Below are 19,507 nucleotides of genomic sequence, written 5' to 3'. Positions count from 1 at the left end.
CTGGCTACTTCACCGCCTCCAGCACCGCCACCACATCCCCCGTCCGCACGGTCCGGCCCGGCAGGATGCGCAATTCGCGCACCCGGCCCGCCGCGTGGGCGGTGATGGAAATCTCCATCTTCATGGATTCGATGATGGCGATGGTGTCGCCAGGCGCTACCATCGCATCCTCCGCCACCATCACCTTCCACACATTGCCCGGCACATTGGCCGAGACCCCAAAGCAGCCATCCGGGATCTCCCCATCGGCGCCGGCGAACACGCCTTCATCCACGGTGAAGCTGTCCAGCCCTTCCGCCTTCCAGCGCGCCCGCTCCGCCTCGAAGGCAGCCTGCTGGCTTCTCTTGAAGGCGGAAATGTCCGCTGCATCACGGGCAAGGCCGGACGCATAGTCGGCATAGGAGAAGCGCGTCTCCTCGATGCGCACGGGATAGGCGCCGTGCGGGAAGGCGGCGCGGGCCTCGGTCAGTTCCTTGTGGTCGACGGGGAAGAAGCGCACCTGATCGAAGAAGCGCAGGAGCCAGGGCGTGCTGGGCCTGAAGACGGGCGTGGTCCGCCACGTGTTCCAGACCTGGATGGTGCGCCCGAACAGCTGATAGCCGCCCGGCCCTTCCATGCCGTAGATGCACATATAGGCGCCGCCGATGCCGACCGCGTTCTCCGGCGTCCAGGTGCGGGCGGGATTGTACTTGGTGGTGACGAGGCGGTGGCGCGGGTCCACCGGGGTCGCCACCGGCGCGCCGAGATAGACATCGCCGAGACCGAGCACGAGATAGCTCGCGTCAAACACCACATCGCGCACCGCCTGCTCGTCCGCCAAGCCGTTGATGCGGCGGATGAACTCGATATTGGACGGGCACCAGGGCGCGTTGGGACGCACCAGCTCCTGATATTTGCGCATGGCAAGCTGCGCATCTTCGTCGTTCCAGGAGAGCGGCAGGTGCACGATGCGGCTCGGTACCACCACGTCCTCGGCAGCGGGGAGCGACCGCTCGATCTCGTCCAGAAGGCCCAGCAGCCGGGCGCGGGGAAGCTGCTCCCCATCATAATGGAGCTGGAGCGAGCGGATGCCGGGGGTTAGGTCGATGAGGCCAGGCAGCTTCGCCTGCGCTACCGCCTCGGCGAGGAGATGGGCGCGCAGGCGCAGCGCGATGTCCAGCTTCATGTCGCCGAACTCCACCAGGAGATTGTCGTCCCCCTGGCGGCGATAGACCACCTCCACCGGCCCGTCCGACCTTCGGGAGAGGATGGGGGAGGCGGCGTCCGGCACCGTCTTCACGGACGGCCCGGCCACGGCGTCGCCCGGCCGCGCCACCGGGTGGAAGCGGACCTTATCGCCGGGCTTCAGCTGGCCCATCTTCCATTGCTCGTCCCGAACGATCACCGCCGGGCAGACGAAGCCGCCCAGGCTCGGACCATCCGGGCCGAGGATGATGGGCATGTCGCCGGTAAAATCGATGGCGCCCACCGCATAGGCATTGTCGTGGAGGTTGGAGGGGTGGAGCCCCGCCTCCCCGCCATCCGTGCGCGCCCAGCGGGGCGTCGGGCCCATGAGGCGCACGCCGGTTCGGGCGCTGTTGAAATGGACTTCATAGGTGGCGGAGAACAGGTCCGCGATGTCGGCGTCCTGGAAGAAGTCCGGCGCGCCATGGGGGCCGTAGAGGACGCCGATCTCCCAGTCCCGCGTCAGATCGGCGGCAGGCGCCCCCACCTGTCGCGGCAAAGGCGGGCGCTTTTCCGGCGGCGTGAGATGGAGCGTGTCGCCGCCTTTCAGCGTACCGGTGGCATGGCCGCCGAACAGGCCGAGCGCGAACGTGGCGCGTGAACCCAGCACCACGGGCGCTTCGAACCCGCCGCCCACCGCCAGATAGGTGCGCTGGCCGGGGCCGGAAATGGCACCGATGCTCAGCACCTGCCCCGCTTTCACCTCAAAGCCCGCATCGTGCGGCGCCGGCGCGCCGTCGAGGGTCGCTGGCATATGGGCACCGGCCAGCGCCACTGTCGCGTCCGCATGGAAGCGCAGGGTCGGGCCGTTGACGGTCAGCTCCAGGGCTGGGATCGTCTCTTTATTGCCCACCAGCGCATTGGCGCGGGCGAAGGAGCGGGCATCCATGGGGCCGGACGGCGGCACGCCCACGTGCCAGAGGTTCAGCCGGCCCGGCAGTTCCTGGAGGCTCGACTGGGCACCAGGGCTCAGCACTTCCACGCTCTGCGGGTGGAAGGCGAAATCCTTCAGCGCCGTGGTCGCGACCTTGCCGGAGGCGAGCAGGTCCGAGCCCGCAATGGCGTTGAGATAGGCAAGGTTCGTCTCGATGCCGCAGATGGAGGTCTCCGCCAGCGCGGCCTTCAGCGCCGCGATGGCAGCGGGGCGGTCGGCGCCGGAGACGATCACCTTAGCGATCATGGGGTCATAATAGGGGGTGACCTCGGTACCGGTCTCCACCCAGGTGTCCACGCGGGCGTCCGGGGCGAAGCGGACCTGGGTGAGGAGGCCGGCGCTCGGCTGGAAATTGGCGTGGGGGATTTCCGCATAGACCCGCGCCTCCATGGCGGCGCCCTTGGGGACCAGCGGGGTTTCGGGGATCACGTCCTCGCCCGCCGCCTGGCGGATCATCCATTCCACGAGGTCGATGCCGAACACCGCCTCGGTCACGGGGTGCTCCACCTGGAGGCGGGTATTGACCTCCAGGAAATAGAAATCCTCCCGCGCCGGGTCGTAGATGAACTCCACCGTGCCGGCGGAGGCGTAGGAGACGCTCTCTCCCAGCCGCACCGCCGCCGCATGAAGCCGGCTACGGGTGGTTTCCGAGAGGAGCGGCGCGGGGGTTTCCTCGATGACCTTCTGATTGCGCCGCTGGAGCGAGCAGTCGCGTTCACCGAGCGCCACCACCCTCCCCTTGCCGTCACCGAAGATCTGCACCTCCACGTGCCGGGCGTCGGCCACGAAGCGCTCCAGATAGACGCGCGCATCGCCGAACGAGGCGCGGGCGGTGCGCTGGACACGCTCGAATGTGTCCTGAAGCTCAGCCGGCGAAGCACATAGCTGCATGCCGATGCCGCCGCCCCCCGCCGTGCTCTTGAGCATGACGGGATAGGACACCGCCTCGGCCGCTTCCAATGCCGCCTCGGCGCTGGAAAGAAGGCCCGTGCCGGGCAGCAGCGGCACGCCACTCGCTTCAGCAATCTCGCGCGCAGTGTGCTTCAGGCCGAAGGCGGTGAGGTGCTCCGGACGCGGGCCGATAAAGACGATACCCGCTTCCGCCAAAGCAGCGGCGAACTTCACATTCTCCGACAGGAAGCCGTAGCCGGGATGCACCGCCTCGGCTCCGGTCGCGATGCAGGCGGCGACCACCGCCTCCACGTTCAGATAGCTCTCCGCTGCCGGCGCGGGGCCAAGGCGCACCGCCTCGTCGGCCTCGAGGACTGGCAAGGTGAAGCGGTCGGCGTCGGAATAGACGGCGACGGATGAGATATTAAGCCGACGAAGTGTACGCGTGACACGGCGCGCGATCTCGCCGCGATTGGCGATCAGGACCTTCTTGAACATGGCTCAGCCCTCGCTGCTTGCGGGGGCGTCGGCCGCGAAGATGAGGACGCGGATGGGGGTGGGATTGAACCCGTTGCAGGGATTGTTGATCTGCGGGCAGTTGGAGATGACGCACAGCACGTCCATCTCCGCCCGCAATTCCACATAGTCCCCCGGCTTCGACACGCCATCGACGATGGCGAGCGCGCCCGAGGGCTCTACCGGCACGTTCATGAAGAAGTTGATGTTGGGCACCACGTCCCGCTTCGACATGCCGTGCTTTGCCACCTCGATGACGAAATTCTCCCGGCAGGCGTGCTGGTACTTCACATGGTGGCCGAACCGCGCCGTATTGCTCTCGCAGGAACAAGCGCCCGCCGACGTGTCGTGCCGGCCGCAGCTATCGGCGGTCACCGTCGCCATCAGCCGGCCCTCGCTGGAGATGAGCCGGGTGCCGGATGTCACATAGGCCGAGCCCTGGACGCGCAGCGTGTCCTGGGAGGAATAGCGCTCGGAGAAGTCGGCGGCATTGTAGAACAGGGTGTCCACCGCCTGCTGGCCTTCCAGGTCGATGATGCGGATGGACTGGCCGCGCTTGACGATGCCGGACCAGGGCGCCTCGGCCGGGATGTCGTGCACCTGAAGGGCGGAAGCGGCGTCGCGCACACGCGTGGCGGAGAAGGCTTTGGTCATGGTGTCCTCCCCTCAGCGCGCGAGATTGTCGAAGCCGCGGGCGGCCTCGCGGGTGGCGGTGCGGCAGAAATCGTCGAAGGCCGGCTCAGGCGCCCAGAAGCGGATCGCCTCCACATTGCCCGCAGCGTAGGCCGGGCTCGGATCAAGCGGGTGGGGGCAGTTTGAGAGCACGACCAGCATGTCCATCTCGGCCCGCAGGTCCACGAAGTCCCCGGCGGCGCGCGGCGTGTCCCGCCACACGAAGCCGCCCTTTGCGGCGGTCCGCACCGGGGCGAAGAAGGTGATGGCCGGCGGGATGTCCCTTTTGTCGAGGCCGAGCTTTGAGACCGCGAGCACGAAATTGTCCCGCGTGTTGCGCAGGGGCGCTTCGCCATAGCGCTTGCGGTTGGAGGCAGCGGTGGAGCCGCCCACGAGCGCATCATGCATGCCGATCGTGTCCTCGATGAGGGAGAACATGACGCGGCCCATGTCGGAGAAGATCACCCGGCCTTTGGCGAGCGCGGCGGTCCACTGGATCTTCACCGTGTCCGCATAGTTCAGCCGCTCGGACGTGTCGGCGGCGTTCCAGGCGATCAGGGAGACGGCGGCGGGCGCATCCATCAGCGCGATGCGCAGCGCCTCGCCGGCCAGAAGCCGCGTGGACCAGTACCAGCCGGCCGGGATCACCTCCCGCTTCAGCGGGCCGGGGGGCAGCAGCACGCTGCCGCGCGCGGTGGGCGCCGGCATCACGCGGGGCGCCTGTCCCTGGCCGGCGGCCTTCAACTCCTCATAGCGGCGCTTGTTTTCCTTAATGCGCGCCAGCTTTTCACTGTCCACGGTCATGGAGGTCTCTCCTCAAGCGGGGAGGTGCGCCAGGTCGTCCTGGCCGGTGTCCACGGGAGAGATCGGGTCGTCCCGATCGGGAATGGGCTGAGGCGTCTGGCCGGCAATGCGGCGCGGCCAGACCTCGATGTCATGGGCGATGGTGGCGCCGTATCGCGTGCGGTCATCGCCGTTGCGCCGGCGCTCGAAGGCGATGACGCGGGTCGCCAGAGTGAAGGCCTCGCGCAGATCATGGGTGACCATGACCACGCTCATCTCGCAGCTGTTCCACAGCGTCTTCATAAGCACGTGGATGTCGGCCCGGATGCCGGGATCGAGCGCGCCGAACGGCTCGTCCAGCAACAGGATCTTCGGCTTGCGCATGATGGCCTGGGCCAGCGCAAGGCGCTGCTGCATGCCGCCGGAGAGGGCGGCGGGATATTTGTCCTCCGCGCCCGCCAGCCCCACCTCGGCGATCAGCGCCCGCGCCTCCTCCTCCGCCTGCCGCCGGGCGGCGCCGAACAGGCGGCCAAGGAAGGGCGCCTTGGGCAATTCGGCGGCGAGCAGCACGTTGCCCAGCACGGTGAGGTGCGGGAACACGGAATAGCGCTGGAACACCACGCCCCGGTCCGCGCCGGGCTCGGGGGCGAGCGGCTTGCCGTCCACGAGGATCTGCCCGCGCGTCGGCTTCTCCTCGGAGAGCAGCATGCGCAGGAAGGTGGTCTTGCCGCAGCCGGAGGGACCCACCAGAGCGACGAAGGAGCGGGGCGCGAAATCGAGGGAGATGTTCTCCAGCACGATCTGCTCGTCATATTCCTTCCAGAGGTGCTCGACGCGGATGCTCGTCATCGCGCGCCCCCGAACCAGGGGAAGGCCTTATCCCGCAGCCTGGCGAGGCCGAAATCCATGGCCACCGAGAGCAGAGTGATCCAGGCGACGTAAGGCAGGATCACGTCCATGGCGAGATAGCGGCGCACCAGGAAGATGCGATAGCCGAGCCCGGAATCCGAGGCGATGGCCTCCGCCGCGATGAGGAACAGGAAGGCCGGCCCCAGAGACAGACGCAGCGCATCGATGAGGCGCGGCAGGATCTGCGGCAGCACCACGCGCAGCGCGATCTGCCAGGTGGAGGCGCCCAGCGTCTCCGCCTTGATGATCTGCTCTTTTGGCAGTTCCTGCACCCGCATCGCGAGGTCGCGGGTGAGGAAGGGCGAGACGCCGATGACGATGAGGGCGATCTTCGATGCCTCGCCCAATCCCATGACGATGAAGAGGATGGGCAGCAGCGCCAAAGGCGGCACCATGGAGATGATGGCGACGAACGGCGCCAGGAAGGAATTGAGGAGCGGGAGCAGCCCGATGAGCATGCCCAGCACCAGCGCGATGGCCGTGGAGAGGGCGAGCGCGATGATCAGGCGTTCCAGGCTCGCCAGGGTGTCGGCCCACAGCATGTAATTGCCGGTGCGCTCGTCGGCGACGAAGGCGACCCGGCCGATGGTCTCGGCCAGGGTCGAGAGGCTGGGCAGCAGCTTGTCCGCCGGGTTCTCGGCCAGGCGTTCCGCCGAGCCGAGAACATAGGCGATCACCACGAGGACGAACGGAAGCATCGCGAGCAGAAGGCTCGTGCCCCGGTCCGGCCGACGGTTGATGAGGCGCATGGCGGCTTCCCCGAACTGCTTGCTTTAAGCCGTCAGAGCTTGCCGTCGGCGGCGGCGGACATGAAGGTGCCGGTGAAGCGGAACTTCACGTTCTTCGCATCCCCCAGCACCTTGCCGTCCGCCAATTCGATGCCCACCGCGTCGGCGGACTTGGCGTTGTCGCCCAGCAGCTTCTTGGCGAACAGGAACTTGCGCACCCGGTCCATGGTGGTGCCCACTTCCGGCGAGGTCACGAAGGCCACCGCGTCGGGGGCTTTGGCGAACAGCTTGGTGGCGGCGAGCTGGCTATCGAAGCCGGCAAGGTCGGTGCCGGAAGCCTTGCCCATGGCGGCGCGGGCGGCGGCGCCCTTCTCGCCGGGGTCGGTCATGATGGCCATGGTCTCGTACCAGATGCCCGCCAGTGCCTTGCCGAAATCGGGATTGTCCTTGAGCGTCCCGGTGTTGGCGACCATGAGATCCATGATCTCGCCGGGGATCTTGGAGCTGTCGAAGACGTTCTTCGCGCTCTTCTCCTGGAGGATTTCCGAGACCAGCGGGTTCCAGGTGACCACCGCCGTGACCGCCTTGGTCTTGTAGGCCGCCACCATGTCGGCGTCCGAGGTGTTCACCACCTTCACGTCCCGCTCGGAGAGCTTGATGCTCTCAAGGGCGCGGGCGAGGAGATAGTGGGAGACCGAGAACTCCACCAGATTGACCTTCTGGCCCTTGATGGCCGAAAGCTCGGTCTTGTTCTTCAGGATCACGGCGTCATTGCCGTTGGAGAAGTCGCCGACGATGACGGCGGTGGTGTCCACGCCGCCCGCGGCGGGCACGGAGAGGGCATCCATATTGGTCACGGTCAGGGCATCGAAAGCGCCGGCCGTGTACTGGTTGATGCTCTCCACATAGTCGTTGAACTGGGTGACCTCGATCTTCAGGCCATACTTGTCGGCCCACTTCTTCACGATGCCGGTATCGTTGGCATAGCCCCACGGCATCCAGCCCACATAGATGGACCAGGCGACCTTGAAGTCCTTCTTCGGCGCCGCCAGCGCCGGAGAGATGCCGGCCATGAGGGCTGCGGCGCAGGCGATGCCCAGAAATTTCGAGAAACGAGAGCGCATATTCTGAATTCCCCTTCGTTGTTGCGTCACAGGTGTCGCGTCAAAACGATGAGGAATTGGCGAGACTCCAGTGCCGCCAATTCCTTGGCCACCGAGGTCTCCCGGGCTTTTGTCCCGCCGTGCGCCCGGCCGGATGTCTCCCGGACCGGCGGCAGCTCTCGGACCAGCGCATCGCAAGGATGCCGGAACCCTAGCCACCAACTCTGATCAGGATTTTGCAAAGCCCGTGCCAGACGAGAATCGTTGAAAGGCAACGATGTCCGGATTGTGCGGTGCCGCACGAATGGGCGAAAAGCGGGTGTTGAGATGTAATTTTAGGCAGATTTTGGCGATGATGTGCGCAATGCATACATGGCGCTTTGCCCGCCCCCGCGTCACCCCAAGCACCACGTCCTGAGGGAGATGGCCGGGTCAAGCCCGGCCATGACGATGAAAGGAAAGCGCGTCATCCTCGGACTTGATCCGGGGATCTCCCGTCATCCTTGGTGCACCAGCCTAGGCCGCCGCCTTGAGCCCGACGTCCGGGAGCGCGGGCCGGGTCTTCAGCGCGGCGGCCATGAGTGCCTCCACCTCGGCCTTCTCGGCCTCTGGCAAAGCGAGGCGCGGGGGACGGGTGCGCCAGGTGCCGCGGCCCATGATGTGCTCGCACAACTTGATGCACTGGACGAGGTCCGGGCGTGCATCGAGATGGAGCAAAGGCATGAACCATTCATAGAGCTTCATCGCCTCGGCATAGCGGCCCTGGCGGGCGAGGCGGAACAGGGTCTCGCCCTCGCGAGGGAAGGCGTTGGACATGCCGGAGACCCAGCCCACCGCCCCCATGGCGATGCTCTCCACCACCACGTCGTCGAGGCCCGCGAACATCACGAAGCGGTCGCCCACCTTGTTGCGCAGGTCCACGAAGCGGCGGGTGTCGCCCGAGCTTTCCTTGAAGCAGACGATGGTGTCGCAATCGGTCAGCGTCGCGAGGATGTCGGGGGTGACGTCGTTCTTGTAGATGGGCGGGTTGTTGTAGACCATCACCGGCAGGTCGGTGGCCTTGGCCACGTCGCGGAAGTGCTGCGCGGTCTCATGCGGCTTGGAGGAATAGACCAAAGCCGGCATGACCATGACGCCGTCCACGCCCACGCGCGCGGCTTCCTTGGCGGTCTCGGCGGCGAAGGCCGTGGTGAATTCGGCGATGCCGCAGATGACCGGCACGCGTCCGGCGGCCGCCGACTTCGCGGCCTCCATGAGCGAGATCTTCTCGGGCGTGGAGAGCGAGCAGTTCTCGCCCACCGTGCCGCAGATGATGAGGCCGGAGACGCCGTCGCGGATCAGGGCTTCCATGACGGAGGCGGTCGCTTCCACATCCACCGAATAGTCCTCGCGGAACTGGGTGGTGACGGCCGGGAACACGCCTTCCCAGGAAATCTTCGGCTGCATTTTGGCTTTGTCCTTTGAGAAAAGCCGGCGGGGATCGCCCGCCGGCGCGGGGGATCAGAGCGTGGCGCCGACCTTGCGCAGCTCGGTGAGGATGGGGGCCTTGGGCACCCAGATCTTGTCGTACTCGGCGATGATGGTCTTGGTCTCCGCGTCGCCGACCTTCGCCTCCTTCATGGCGATGCCCGTGCCCTTGAACTTCTCGATGAGGACCGGCTCGTTCACCACCGTCTCCTCGATCTGGGCGTCGAGGGCGGCCTTGGTGGCCTTGGTGATGAGCGCCTTGTCCTCGGCGGACAGGCCCTGCCACACGCGGCCCGAGACCAGGGCGACGCAGGGCATGAAGATGGCGTTCATCCTGAGGAGCGTCTTCGAGACCTTGTCGAAACGCTGGTTCCAGGAGAAGTCGAGGTCCGCCTCCAGCCCATCCACCTGGCCGTTGCTCATGGCGTCGAACACCTGGGGGGTGGGGATGGGCGTCGGGGCGGCGCCGAGCAGCTGGTAGAAGTCGCGATAGGCCGGCGTCGTGTTGATGCGCAGCTTCATGCCCTTCAGATCGCCAATGCCCTCGATGGGCTTGGCCGTGAAGACCACGCGCATGGTGGTGATGCCCCAGGCGAGGCCCACCGTGCCGGTCTCGCGCGGCAACAGGTCGAACAGGCTCATGGCCACGGGGGTCTTCACGAGCTTCGCCACTTTGGCGGTGGAATCCACGATCCAGGGCGCGTTGATGGCGGCGATGGCGGGCACGCGCGAGCCGAGCTCGGCGGTCATGATCCAGCCCATGTCCAGCGCGCCGGTCTGCATCTGCTGGAGCATGGCCGCCTCGTTGCCGAGCTGGCCCGAGGGGAAGACGGTGACGGAGAGCCGGCCATTGGTCTCCTTCTTCAGCGTCTCGCCCATCTTGATGGCCGCCTCGTTCCAGGGATGGCCGGGCGGGGTGATGATGCCGAGGCGGAAATCCTTCGCCGCCTGGGCGCGCGCGATGGTGGGGGCGGCGAGCGGCAAGGTCGCGCCTGCCGCCGCGGCAATCAGAAAATGACGACGATTCAAGGTCATGGCTCAGCTCCGGAAGGTTTGGTTATTTGATGAGAGCAGTCGACAGGAACGGGAAGATCGAGAGCAGGACCAGCAGCACGCAGGCCGCGAAGAAGAAGGGCAAGGTCACGATGAACATCTTGCCGGTCTTGGCCCCGGTGACGGCGGAGGCCACGAAGAAGCACAGGCCCACCGGCGGGGAGAGGAAGCCCAGCACGAGGTTGATCACCACCACCACGCCGAAATGGATGGGGTCGATGTGATAGACCTCGGTGGCGATGGGCAGGAGGATCGGAACCGTCATGATGAGCCCCGGCGCCCCGTCGATGACGGTGCCGATGACGAGCAGCACCACGTTCACCAGCAGCATGAAGGAGATGGGGTCGTGGGCCGCGGCCTTCACCCAGCTTGCCACCTCCTGCGGCACCCGTGCATAGATGAGCACCCAGGTGAGCACGGCCGCCGCCGCGACGAGGAACAGCACGGCGGCGGAATAGAGCCCCGCACGCAGGAACATGGCGGGAAGCTGGGAGAAGTGCAGCTCCTTGATCCAGTAGCGCCCCACCAGCGCCGCCGCGACCGCGCCCACCGCCGCTGCCTCGGTGGCATTGGCAAGGCCGGTGAGGATGGAGCCGACGATGACGAACGGGATGAGGAGCGTCGGCGCGCTGTCGAGGATCACCGCGCAGCGCTGGCGCAGCGACATGCGCTCCGCGCGGGGGTAATTGTAGATGAAGCCCATGAGCGCGATGACGATGCAGAACAGGCCCGTGAGCAGCACGCCGGGAATGATGCCGGCGATCAGCATGTCGCTCACCGGCACCTGCGCCATCACGCTGTAGACCACGAACATGATGGAGGGCGGGATGATGGGCCCGAGCATGCCGGCATAGGCCGTGAGCCCAGCGGCGAAGGTCTTGTCGTAGCCCTTCTTCTCCATCTCCGGCACGAGGATCTGGGCCATGATCGCCACCTGGGCGGTGGCCGAGCCCAGGATGGAGGAGACCAGCATGTTGGCGATCATGTTCACATAAGCGAGCCCGCCCTTGATGGAGCCCACAAAGGCCATGGACAGGTCGATGATGCGCCGGGTGATGCCGCCGCCATTCATGATCTCGCCGATGAGGATAAAGAGCGGGATGGCGATGAGGCCGTAGCTGTCCACCCCGCCGAAGAGCTGGCTCGGATAGGTCTGGTAGAGCAGCGGATTGCCCGTCGCCTCGATGAAGACGATGCCGGCGAGGCACAGGCACAGGCTGATGGGCACGCCCACCAGCATGAAGGCGACGAAGGCCGCGGTGGTGACCATGTCAGCTCACCCCTTCCGCCGCCGCGAGCGCCGAGCGCCGCATGGGCGCAGCCGCAAGGCCCAGGTCCTCCATCAGGTTCGCGAGGCCGTGGATCACCATGGAGACCGCGAAGAGCGGCATGACGAGGCTCACCGCCCAGGTGGGCCAGCGCAGCGTCTGGGTCTGCTCCGTGTAGAGGAAGTTGAAGGTCTGCCCGGCATGCTCGCGGGCATCGAACCCGGCGCTGGCAATGCCCACGGGGTCCATCCACACCCAGCACATGGCGGCGAGCGCAAGGCCGAAGGCCACCAGAAGCAGCGTCGATATCACCTGCGCGAGGCGCGCCATCTCGGGGGAGAGGCGCTCGGTGAGCAGGGTTACCGAGAAGTCGAGCCGCAGGCGGGTCATGGCCGAGGCGCCCACGAAGGTCAGCCACACCACCGCATAGATGGACGCCTCATCCACCCAGTAGAGCGGGATGCCGGTGTAGCGGGTGACGACGTTCAGGAGGATCAGCCCGGTCAGAAGGAACATGAAGCCCGCGATGGCGGCCTTTTCCACCTTCAGCAGTCCCTCGGAGAGCTGGACGAGGAGGTTCAGGCCGCCGCCGCGGCGTGCGTCCTGGGGGCTGCGGGACATCGGCTGGGCATTCCTTGTGCATGTGCGAAAAATAAGCTTCCCCAACGAATGTAGATTTTATACATTTTCATCGTCAATCCCCTTCCTCATGTTTTTCGGCTAGTCCCGCCTGATGACCCCCCGCCTGAAGCACCGCACGCTGTCCGCCGCCATCGTCGACCAGCTGCGGCTCGCGATCCTCAACGGCACCCACCCCGCCGGCACTCAGCTTCGGCAGGATGCGCTGGCGGAAGCCTATGGGGTGAGCCGCATCCCCGTGCGCGAGGCGCTGTTCCAGCTGGATGCGGAAGGGCTGGTGCGCATCACGCCCCAGAAGGGCGCCATCGTTTCCGAGCTGTCGGTGGGCGAGATCAACGATGTGTTCGAGCTGCGGGCCATTCTGGAGCCGCGCCTGCTGGAGCGCTCCCTGCCGGCCTTCGCGGACGGCGACCTCGTTCTGCTGGAGGACATCCAGGCCCGCTTCATCGCGGCCACCTCGGTGCGGGACGTGGCGCAGTTCGGCATCCTGAACGCCGAATTCCACATGGCCCTCTACCGCCATGCCGATCTCCCCCGCACCCAGGTGATCGTCGCCTCCCTCCTGCAGACCAGCGACCGCTACACCCGCGTGCAGCTTTCAAACGCGGCGGCCATGGCGGTGGCCGTGGCCGAGCATGCGGAGCTGATCACGCTGTGCCGGGCGGGGGATAAGGAGGGCGCGTGCGGCCTCCTCAAGCGGCACATCGAGACGGTGCATCGGGATCTGCTGCGGGTGGTGGAGAAGGGGACCTGAGGCCGGCACTGCCTTCGCGCCCGGGGCGATCCCGATCATATCGGCTTTAAAGCCTCACATCCGCACGCCATCATCCGCCCATGTGCGGACGATTCGCCCAGGGGCGCGAGCCCATCCATTACATCCAACGGTTCGGGGAGCATTGGCTGGACCGGGTCATCCCCAACGTCCCGGCCCGCTACAATGCGGCGCCGACGCAGGATGTGCTGGTGATCCGCCGGAACCCGAAGACCACGCGCGGAGAACTGGGCGTGCTGCGCTGGGGGCTGGTGCCCAATTGGGCGAAGGACACCACCATCGCCTTCAAGACCATCAATGCCCGATCCGAGACGGTGCGCACCACCGCCGCCTTTCGCGACGCCTGGAAGGCTGGGCGCCGCTGCGTCATCCCGGTGGACGCCTTCTATGAATGGAAGCCGGGCACAAACCCGAAGCAGCCTTATGCCATCGCCCAGCAGGACGGCGCGCCGCTGGCGCTCGCCGGGCTGTGGGACGGCTGGAAGGATCCCGCCTCGGGCGAATGGCTGCGCACCTTCACCATCCTCACCTGCGCGCCCAACCCCTTCATGGCCCAACTCCACGACCGCATGCCGGTGATCCTGCCGCACGACGGGGTAGAGCACTGGCTGTCGGCGCCGGACGGGTCCGAGGCGTTGCGGCCTTATGAGAGCGAGGATTTGAGGATGTGGCCGGTGTCCACGCGGCTGAACTCGCCGCGGAACGAAGGGGCGGATCTGCTGGAAGAAGTGACGCCGGCTGTGCCATTGACGCTGGCGCTGGGTGACTGAAGCGGCCCGTCAACACAGCGACACCGTCATGCCCGGGCTTGTCCCGGGCATCCACGTCTCTCCATGAGTCCGCACTCAGCGGAACCCCGTGGATCCCCGGATCAAGTCCGGGGATGACGAGCGGAAAGGACGCCTAAAGCTTCCGCGGCACGGGCGCCTCGTCCTCGTCCACCAGCGGACCCGGGTCGTCCGGCAGGGGCGGCAAAGCGACGATGGGGTCCGGCGCAGGCTGCACCGGCCGGGGGCGGGCGCCGTTGGAGGATGCGGGCGGCGGCGGAGGGGCCGGCGGGGGTGGAGGCGGCGCGGGAGGCTCCGGCGCGATTTCGGCTTCCACCAGCTCGATCTTCGGCTCCGGCGGCGCCACGGCGGGAACCGGCACGGCGGCGATGGCATCGCGCACGCGCTCGGCCTCGTGCTCGAGGACCGGGGTCGCGGAGACGCCGGGCGGCACCTCCCACATATAAGCGTCCAGGCGGCCGGTGACGGGCGAGATGGCCGCCCATTGGTCGGACACCACACCATCGGCGATCCAGGCCGGATCGCGCGGGGCACGCACGGCACGGGCGGCCCATTCACGGGCCTTGCCAATGTCGGAATGCTCGCGGGCTTCCAGTTCCGCCATCAGGAAGCAGATGCGCTGGGTCGGCTCCTGCGCGAGGGGCGAGAGCACCGCCCGCGCCTCGGCGAATTCCTGCGCGTCGATGGCCGCATGGGCGAGGGCGATGACGCTTTCCGGGTGCCCCGGCGCCTTGCCGGCCAGCACGCGGATGCGCTTCAGCCGGTCCCGCGCCGCATCGCCCGGCCGCAGATGGGCATAGGCCTCCGCAAGGTCGGGATGGGGGGTCACCGCATAGGCCTCGGTGATGATCTTGGCCGCGCGCCGCATGTCGCCGGCCGCGCCCAGGAGGCGCCCGGCCACGGCAGCGGCGGGAACCAGAGTGGGGGCGAGGCGCACCGCCTCGATGGCGCGCTCCTTGGCCACCGGGGGCTCGCTGATCTCCAGCGCCATGGCCTCGGCGGCGAGCAGCACCGCGCGGTGGCGGCGGTGGGTCGTCTTGTCCATGGCGCGGGCCGCCATCTGCCGTTCCAGCACGGCGCGGGCGCCGGCATAGTCACCGTCCGCGCACCGTGCCTCGATCACCGCATCCGCCGCCCAGGCGAGGGCCGGCGCTTCGCGGGCGGCCTCCTCGGCGAAGGCGCGGGCGGAATCGGTCTCGCCCGCGCGCCGGGCCTCGATATAGAGGCCGCGCAAAGCGATGAGCCGCGTCTCCGGCGCTTCCAGCATGATGCGGAAAGAGCGGGCGGCAAGGTTTCCGTCGCCGTCGAACTGGGCGGACTGGGCCGCCAGCAGGTGCGTCAGCGGCTCGTGGGGGAGATAGCGCGCCGCCTCGTCGCGGGCGGCGCGGGCCTGGGCGCCATCACCGGCGCCGATGGCCATCAGGCCGCGGGAGAGCGCGTTCCAGCCCTTCTCGCGCCGGCGCCGGCGCGAGAAGCCGGCGAGGAGCCGGGGAGAGGAGAACAGCAAGGCGATGAGCCGCCAGACCAGCAGCAGCACCGCGCTGAAGGCGGCCAGCGCCGCGAGCGCCACCGGCACGGTGGTCTCCAGCCGCCAGCCTTGCCAGACGATGACCATCTCGCCCGGCCGGTCGGCGAGCCAGGCGGCGCCGAAAGCGATGCAGGCCAGAACGATGAGGAGCAGGACGAGACGGATCACGGCACCTTCCCGGAAATGGCGGCGAGCGCCTGCTGATAAAGGGCGGAGGCGGTGTTGGCGGCGTCGCGGCGTGCCGCGATCTCGGCGGTGATGTCTTTCAGCTTCGCCTTGGTCGCGGGCGGCAGGGCCTCGATCTGCTTCAGGGCAAGGTCGAGGTCTCCGGCACGTGTCGCCGCCACCACCGCATCGAGGGCCGCCGCGTCATCCGGACGGGCTGCGGTCTCGGCGGGCTTCAGCCGCACCAGGGTCTCGGCGCTGGAGACGATGCGATCCATGATCGAGCTACCGGAGGCGGCATCGGCCGCCCCGGGGGCTGCGGACGCACCCGGGGCGCGGGCAGCGTCGGCGAGGCGCTGCGCCAGCTTGGCGGGCGGGGCATAGCCCTGGCTGGCATTCTGCGCGAACGGGTCGAGCGAGCCGGCCGAGGGGCCGAACACGGCGCGGGCGGCATCCAGCTCGGCGGCAAAGGGCCGGCCGGAGAGGATCGCATCCTTCAGCGCGCCCAGCACCACGACGGCGGCGGAGGCCCGGTCCAGCGACACGGCGGCGGTGGCGACCTCGTCCACGCGCTTGTTCACTGCCGCGACCTGCCCCGAGACGGCCGCCACCTGCGGCCCGAGGCCGGCGGACTGGGACGCGGCGGCGGTGAGCGCCTGCACGCTCTGCTTGAGGCCGGCCACTTCCGTCTGCGTCGCGGCGAGTGCGCGCTGCAGATCCGCGGCCGGCTGGCCCGCAGCCTCCAGCTTGGCGAGCCGCCCGTCGAACTGGGTGACGCGCCCATCAAGCTGGGTCAGGCGGGTGTCCACGTGCGCCAAGGGCTGGGAGATGTCGACCGGCTGGCGCGCTTCCAGCGCGGTCAGGCGCTGGAGCAGCGGCTGAAGGTCGGTGGTGGGCCCGAGCTTCAGGCTGCCGGTTTCCACGAGGCCGTAGGCGACCGCGCCGGCCGCCAGGGCGCCCGCCACCGCCCCGATGGGGAGGGCAAGCCAGGGCGAGGGGCCCTGGCGGGATTGGCGCACGGAGGCAGCCGGCGCCTGAGGCCCGCGCGCCGCGGCCGGTTCACCATTAGCCGGGGCATCGTTTGGAGAGGGCAGCGGTTCGTCCACGGCGCCCTCGGGCGCGAGGCGCGCCACGGCCGCCTCGATGGCGGCGGGCGAAGTCGGCGCGTCGGGACGGGCGGCATCCTGCCGATTCGGATCGTCGCTCGCCATGGCCTCCTCGTCCGTCTCTGCCGGTCCCTATGGGCTTAAACCGGCGGCATGCCGGGAGCAACCTCGGCCGCTTCCCCCAGCAGTGCCAGCAAGGCCTCTTCATGGGGCTGCGGGGCAAGCGTGACCGCCATTCCTGCCGCCGCCAGCGGTGCGGCGACAGCCTGCGAGAGGCAGAAGTGTCGCAGCGCACGGAACGGTTCCATCTGCCCCGCCTCGGAGACGCAGCGCAGAAGCGCGCGCACCGTTCGGGGAGAGAAATGCAGCGCGGCGTCCAATGTCCCGTCCCGAAGGGCAGCGCGCGTCTCTGAACTGAGCGCCTCGGCCTCCGGCGCGCGATAGACGATGTGGGTGATGACGCTCACGCCCCGCGCCGCCAGCAGGGTGGCGAGATCCGCCGCGCGGTCCTCCCCCGCCGGGTGAAAGATGCGGGCACCGGGCTTGAGCCTTTCGGCAAGAGTGCGGGCGAGCGCGGCGGCGTCCCCTGCGCAATCCATGACATTCAAAAAGCCGGCCGCCCGCGCCTCGGCGGCGGTGCGGCTGCCCACGGCAAAGGCGGGAAGGCCCTCCAGCCGCCCCGCGACGGCCCGGGCGGCATTGGGGCTGGTGAAGGCCACCGCGTCGAACGGCCCCGCGGGAAGCGGCGCGCCGGTCTCCACGATGCGCAGCATGGGATCGCTCACCACCTCATGCCCCAGCCCGCGGAGCCGCGCGGCGGTCAGCGCGGCGCCGGGCTCGGGACGGGTGAGGAGGATGCGCATGGCCTAGAGGCCGAGTGCCCGCGCAGGCGCGGACTGGCGCAGCTCCGTCCCGCATGCGGCGCCCAGGCGCGCGGCGTCCGCCACGGGCGCGCGGACGTCCGCTTCGGCAGCATCCCGCCCGTCCGGGCTCAGGACCAGGCCCTTCAGCCGCACCTCCCCGCTTTCCACAGTGGCGAGGCCCGCAATGGGGGTGCGGCAGGAACCGTCGAGCGCCGCGAGGAAGGCCCGCTCGGCGGCGAGCGCGATGCCGGTGGCGCGGCAGGCAATGGCGACGATGGCGGCGTTGGTCGCCTCGTCCGCGATGCGGGTCTCGATGGCCACCGCGCCCTGGCCCACGGCGGGCAGGAAATTAGCGGTGTCGAGGACGGCGCTGGCCTCATTCGCGATGCCGAGCCGGTCGAGGCCGGCCAGTGCCAGCAGCGTGCCGTGGAATTCGCCGCCGCGCACTTTGGCAAGGCGCGTCTGCACGTTGCCGCGCAACAGCGCCACGTCCAGGTCCGGCCGCAGCCGGCGCAACTGGGCCTCGCGGCGTAGGGAAGCGGTGCCGATGCGCGCGCCTTGCGGCAGGTCGGCAAGGCCCGCACCCTCCCGCTGGATCAGGGCATCGCGCACGTCCGCGCGGGGCAGGTAGCCGGCTAGGTGAAGGCCTTCGGGAAGGAAAGTGGCCACGTCCTTTGCCGAATGCACGGCGAGATCGATGCGGCCGTCCGTCAGCGCCTCCTCGATCTCTTTGGTGAAGAGGCCCTTTCCGCCGGCCTCCGCCAGGGCCCGGTCCTGGATGCGATCGCCGGAGGTGCGAATCACCTCCACGACAATGCTTTCCGGCGTCCGGCCGAGCGTTTGGGCGAGCGCGTCGCGCACCGCGTGGGCCTGCCACAGGGCGAGCGGCGAGCCGCGCGTGCCGATGGTGAGGCGTGCATTGAAGGCGAGGGGGAAGGCAGGGCTGGCTTGTGTCATGGCTATTGGCGATGATAGCCGGGAATCGTGGCGCGATGGAGCGGCGTTCCGGCGCGGGCATCCGGTGAGGAGGACGAGGTGGCGGACCTGCTGGTGCTGGGCATCGAAACGACCTGCGACGAGACGGCGGCCGCCGTGGTCTCGCGCTCGCCGTCCGGCGCGGGCCATATCCTCTCCAATGTCATCCGCAGCCAGATCGAGGACCATTCGCCCTATGGCGGCGTGGTGCCGGAGATCGCGGCCCGCGCCCATGTGGAAATGCTGGACCTCGTGATCGCCGAGGCCATGCGCAATGCCGGCATCGGCTTCAACGACCTTGCCGCCATCGCCTCGGCGGCGGGGCCGGGGCTGATCGGCGGGGTCATCGTCGGCCTCACCACGGCGAAGGCCCTGGCGCTGGCCTCGCACCGGCCGCTGGTGGCGGTGAATCATCTCGAAGCCCATGCCCTCACGGCCCGGCTGACCGACGGCATCGCCTTTCCCTATCTGCTGCTCCTGGTCTCCGGCGGCCACACCCAGCTTCTGGCGGTGGAGGATGTGGGCCGCTATCGCCGCATCGGCACCACCGTGGACGATGCGGTGGGCGAAGCCTTCGACAAGGTGGCGAAGATGCTGAGCCTGCCTTATCCCGGCGGCCCGGAGGTGGAGCGGCAGGCGGCGCTGGGCGATGCCGACCGCTTCTCCTTCCCGCGCCCCATGTTCGGCCGGCGCGAGCCGGACTTTTCCCTTTCCGGCCTGAAGACCGCCGTGCGGCTGGAGGCCGACCGGCTGGCCCCGCTCAGCGAGGACGATGTGGCGGACCTCTGCGCCTCCTTCCAGGCGGCGGTGGTGGACCTGATCTGCGACCGCGTGCGCGCCGGCGCGCGGCATTTCCGCGACCTTGTGGGCAGCGCGCCCACCGCCCTCGTGGTGGCCGGCGGGGTGGGGGCGAACGCCGCGATCCGGGTGGCGCTCCAGAAGACCGCCGCCGAGATCGGCACGCGCATCGCCGTGCCGCCGCCCGCGCTCTGCACCGACAATGGCGCCATGATCGCCTGGGCGGGCGCCGAGCGCCTGTCGCGCGGTCTCACGGATTCCTTAAGCATCAGCCCGCGCGCCCGCTGGCCGCTGGACCCCGCCTCCGCCGGCGCCAAGGCGTGAG

General features: G+C 68.5%; 17 protein-coding genes and 1 riboswitch. Of the genes, 3 read left to right on the top strand and 14 right to left on the bottom strand.

Features of this window, described 5'->3' with window-relative positions:
* Window positions 1–4: 4 nt before the first annotated feature.
* The 10 genes from uca to ABLE91_RS10490 form a co-directional block, all read right to left on the bottom strand.
* Window positions 5–3,547 (bottom strand): urea carboxylase, encoded by a 3,543-nt coding sequence (gene uca, locus ABLE91_RS10535; RefSeq protein ID WP_348930768.1) that lies wholly within the window; start codon window positions 3,545–3,547, stop codon window positions 5–7.
* A gap of 3 nt (window positions 3,548–3,550) precedes the next feature.
* On the bottom strand, window positions 3,551–4,219 hold the full coding sequence (locus tag ABLE91_RS10530; RefSeq protein ID WP_348930767.1) for an urea amidolyase associated protein UAAP2: 669 nt from the start codon (window positions 4,217–4,219) through the stop codon (window positions 3,551–3,553).
* A gap of 12 nt (window positions 4,220–4,231) precedes the next feature.
* Entirely contained in the window at window positions 4,232–5,041 is an 810-nt protein-coding gene (locus ABLE91_RS10525; RefSeq protein WP_348930766.1) for an urea amidolyase associated protein UAAP1, read from the bottom strand.
* A 12-nt stretch (window positions 5,042–5,053) separates the two neighbouring features.
* Entirely contained in the window at window positions 5,054–5,869 is an 816-nt protein-coding gene (locus ABLE91_RS10520) for an ABC transporter ATP-binding protein (protein ID WP_348930765.1), read from the bottom strand.
* Entirely contained in the window at window positions 5,866–6,678 is an 813-nt protein-coding gene (locus tag ABLE91_RS10515) for an ABC transporter permease (protein WP_348930764.1), read from the bottom strand. The genes ABLE91_RS10520 and ABLE91_RS10515 overlap by 4 nt, the downstream gene beginning before the upstream one ends.
* Before the next feature lie 32 nt (window positions 6,679–6,710).
* Window positions 6,711–7,781 (bottom strand): putative urea ABC transporter substrate-binding protein, encoded by a 1,071-nt coding sequence (locus ABLE91_RS10510; RefSeq protein ID WP_348930763.1) that lies wholly within the window; start codon window positions 7,779–7,781, stop codon window positions 6,711–6,713.
* 96 nt (window positions 7,782–7,877) lie between these two features.
* Window positions 7,878–7,986, bottom strand: a riboswitch (guanidine-I (ykkC/yxkD leader).
* A 290-nt stretch (window positions 7,987–8,276) separates the two neighbouring features.
* Window positions 8,277–9,206: a dihydrodipicolinate synthase family protein gene (locus ABLE91_RS10505; RefSeq protein WP_348930762.1), complete on the bottom strand. Its 930-nt coding sequence runs from the start codon at window positions 9,204–9,206 to the stop codon at window positions 8,277–8,279.
* Window positions 9,207–9,260: 54 nt separating this feature from the next.
* Window positions 9,261–10,262: a TRAP transporter substrate-binding protein gene (locus ABLE91_RS10500; protein ID WP_348930761.1), complete on the bottom strand. Its 1,002-nt coding sequence runs from the start codon at window positions 10,260–10,262 to the stop codon at window positions 9,261–9,263.
* A 22-nt stretch (window positions 10,263–10,284) separates the two neighbouring features.
* Window positions 10,285–11,550 (bottom strand): TRAP transporter large permease, encoded by a 1,266-nt coding sequence (locus ABLE91_RS10495; protein WP_348930760.1) that lies wholly within the window; start codon window positions 11,548–11,550, stop codon window positions 10,285–10,287.
* 1 nt (window position 11,551) lies between these two features.
* Window positions 11,552–12,169 carry a TRAP transporter small permease gene (locus ABLE91_RS10490; RefSeq protein WP_348930759.1) on the bottom strand — a complete coding sequence of 206 codons (618 nt, stop codon included), beginning with the start codon at window positions 12,167–12,169 and terminating at the stop codon, window positions 11,552–11,554.
* Window positions 12,170–12,281: 112 nt separating this feature from the next.
* Here ABLE91_RS10490 and ABLE91_RS10485 point away from each other — a divergent pair, with 112 nt between their 5' ends.
* Together ABLE91_RS10485 and ABLE91_RS10480 are read left to right on the top strand one after the other, a co-directional pair.
* The gene (locus tag ABLE91_RS10485; protein ID WP_348930758.1) at window positions 12,282–12,941 is read left to right on the top strand and encodes a GntR family transcriptional regulator; all 660 of its coding nucleotides are present in this window, start codon (window positions 12,282–12,284) and stop codon (window positions 12,939–12,941) included.
* An 80-nt stretch (window positions 12,942–13,021) separates the two neighbouring features.
* Window positions 13,022–13,729 carry an SOS response-associated peptidase gene (locus ABLE91_RS10480; RefSeq protein ID WP_348930757.1) on the top strand — a complete coding sequence of 236 codons (708 nt, stop codon included), beginning with the start codon at window positions 13,022–13,024 and terminating at the stop codon, window positions 13,727–13,729.
* Window positions 13,730–13,862: 133 nt separating this feature from the next.
* Here the strand turns inward: ABLE91_RS10480 and ABLE91_RS10475 are convergent, their stop codons facing one another.
* Genes ABLE91_RS10475 through hemC form a run of 4 tightly spaced genes read right to left on the bottom strand, consistent with a single transcriptional unit; the run spans window position 13,863 to window position 18,366 of the window.
* Window positions 13,863–15,443 (bottom strand): heme biosynthesis protein HemY, encoded by a 1,581-nt coding sequence (locus ABLE91_RS10475; protein ID WP_348930756.1) that lies wholly within the window; start codon window positions 15,441–15,443, stop codon window positions 13,863–13,865.
* Complete coding sequence (locus ABLE91_RS10470; RefSeq protein ID WP_348930755.1) at window positions 15,440–16,651, bottom strand: COG4223 family protein; 1,212 nt, start codon at window positions 16,649–16,651, stop codon at window positions 15,440–15,442. The genes ABLE91_RS10475 and ABLE91_RS10470 overlap by 4 nt, the downstream gene beginning before the upstream one ends.
* Before the next feature lie 35 nt (window positions 16,652–16,686).
* Window positions 16,687–17,409, bottom strand: a complete 723-nt coding sequence (locus ABLE91_RS10465; protein ID WP_348930754.1) for a uroporphyrinogen-III synthase — start codon at window positions 17,407–17,409, stop codon at window positions 16,687–16,689.
* A 3-nt stretch (window positions 17,410–17,412) separates the two neighbouring features.
* Window positions 17,413–18,366, bottom strand: coding sequence for a hydroxymethylbilane synthase (gene hemC, locus ABLE91_RS10460; protein WP_348930753.1), 954 nt, complete (start codon window positions 18,364–18,366; stop codon window positions 17,413–17,415).
* Window positions 18,367–18,444: 78 nt separating this feature from the next.
* On the opposite strand from hemC, the gene tsaD reads away from it, so the two are divergent.
* On the top strand, window positions 18,445–19,506 hold the full coding sequence (gene tsaD, locus ABLE91_RS10455; protein ID WP_348930752.1) for a tRNA (adenosine(37)-N6)-threonylcarbamoyltransferase complex transferase subunit TsaD: 1,062 nt from the start codon (window positions 18,445–18,447) through the stop codon (window positions 19,504–19,506).
* Window position 19,507 lies beyond the last annotated feature (1 nt).

Source organism: Aquabacter albus (assembly GCF_040049275.1).
Classification (GTDB): domain Bacteria; phylum Pseudomonadota; class Alphaproteobacteria; order Rhizobiales; family Xanthobacteraceae; genus Aquabacter.
The sequence above is the reverse complement of the archived record's forward strand: the minus strand, read 5'-3'. Positions and strand labels throughout refer to the sequence as shown.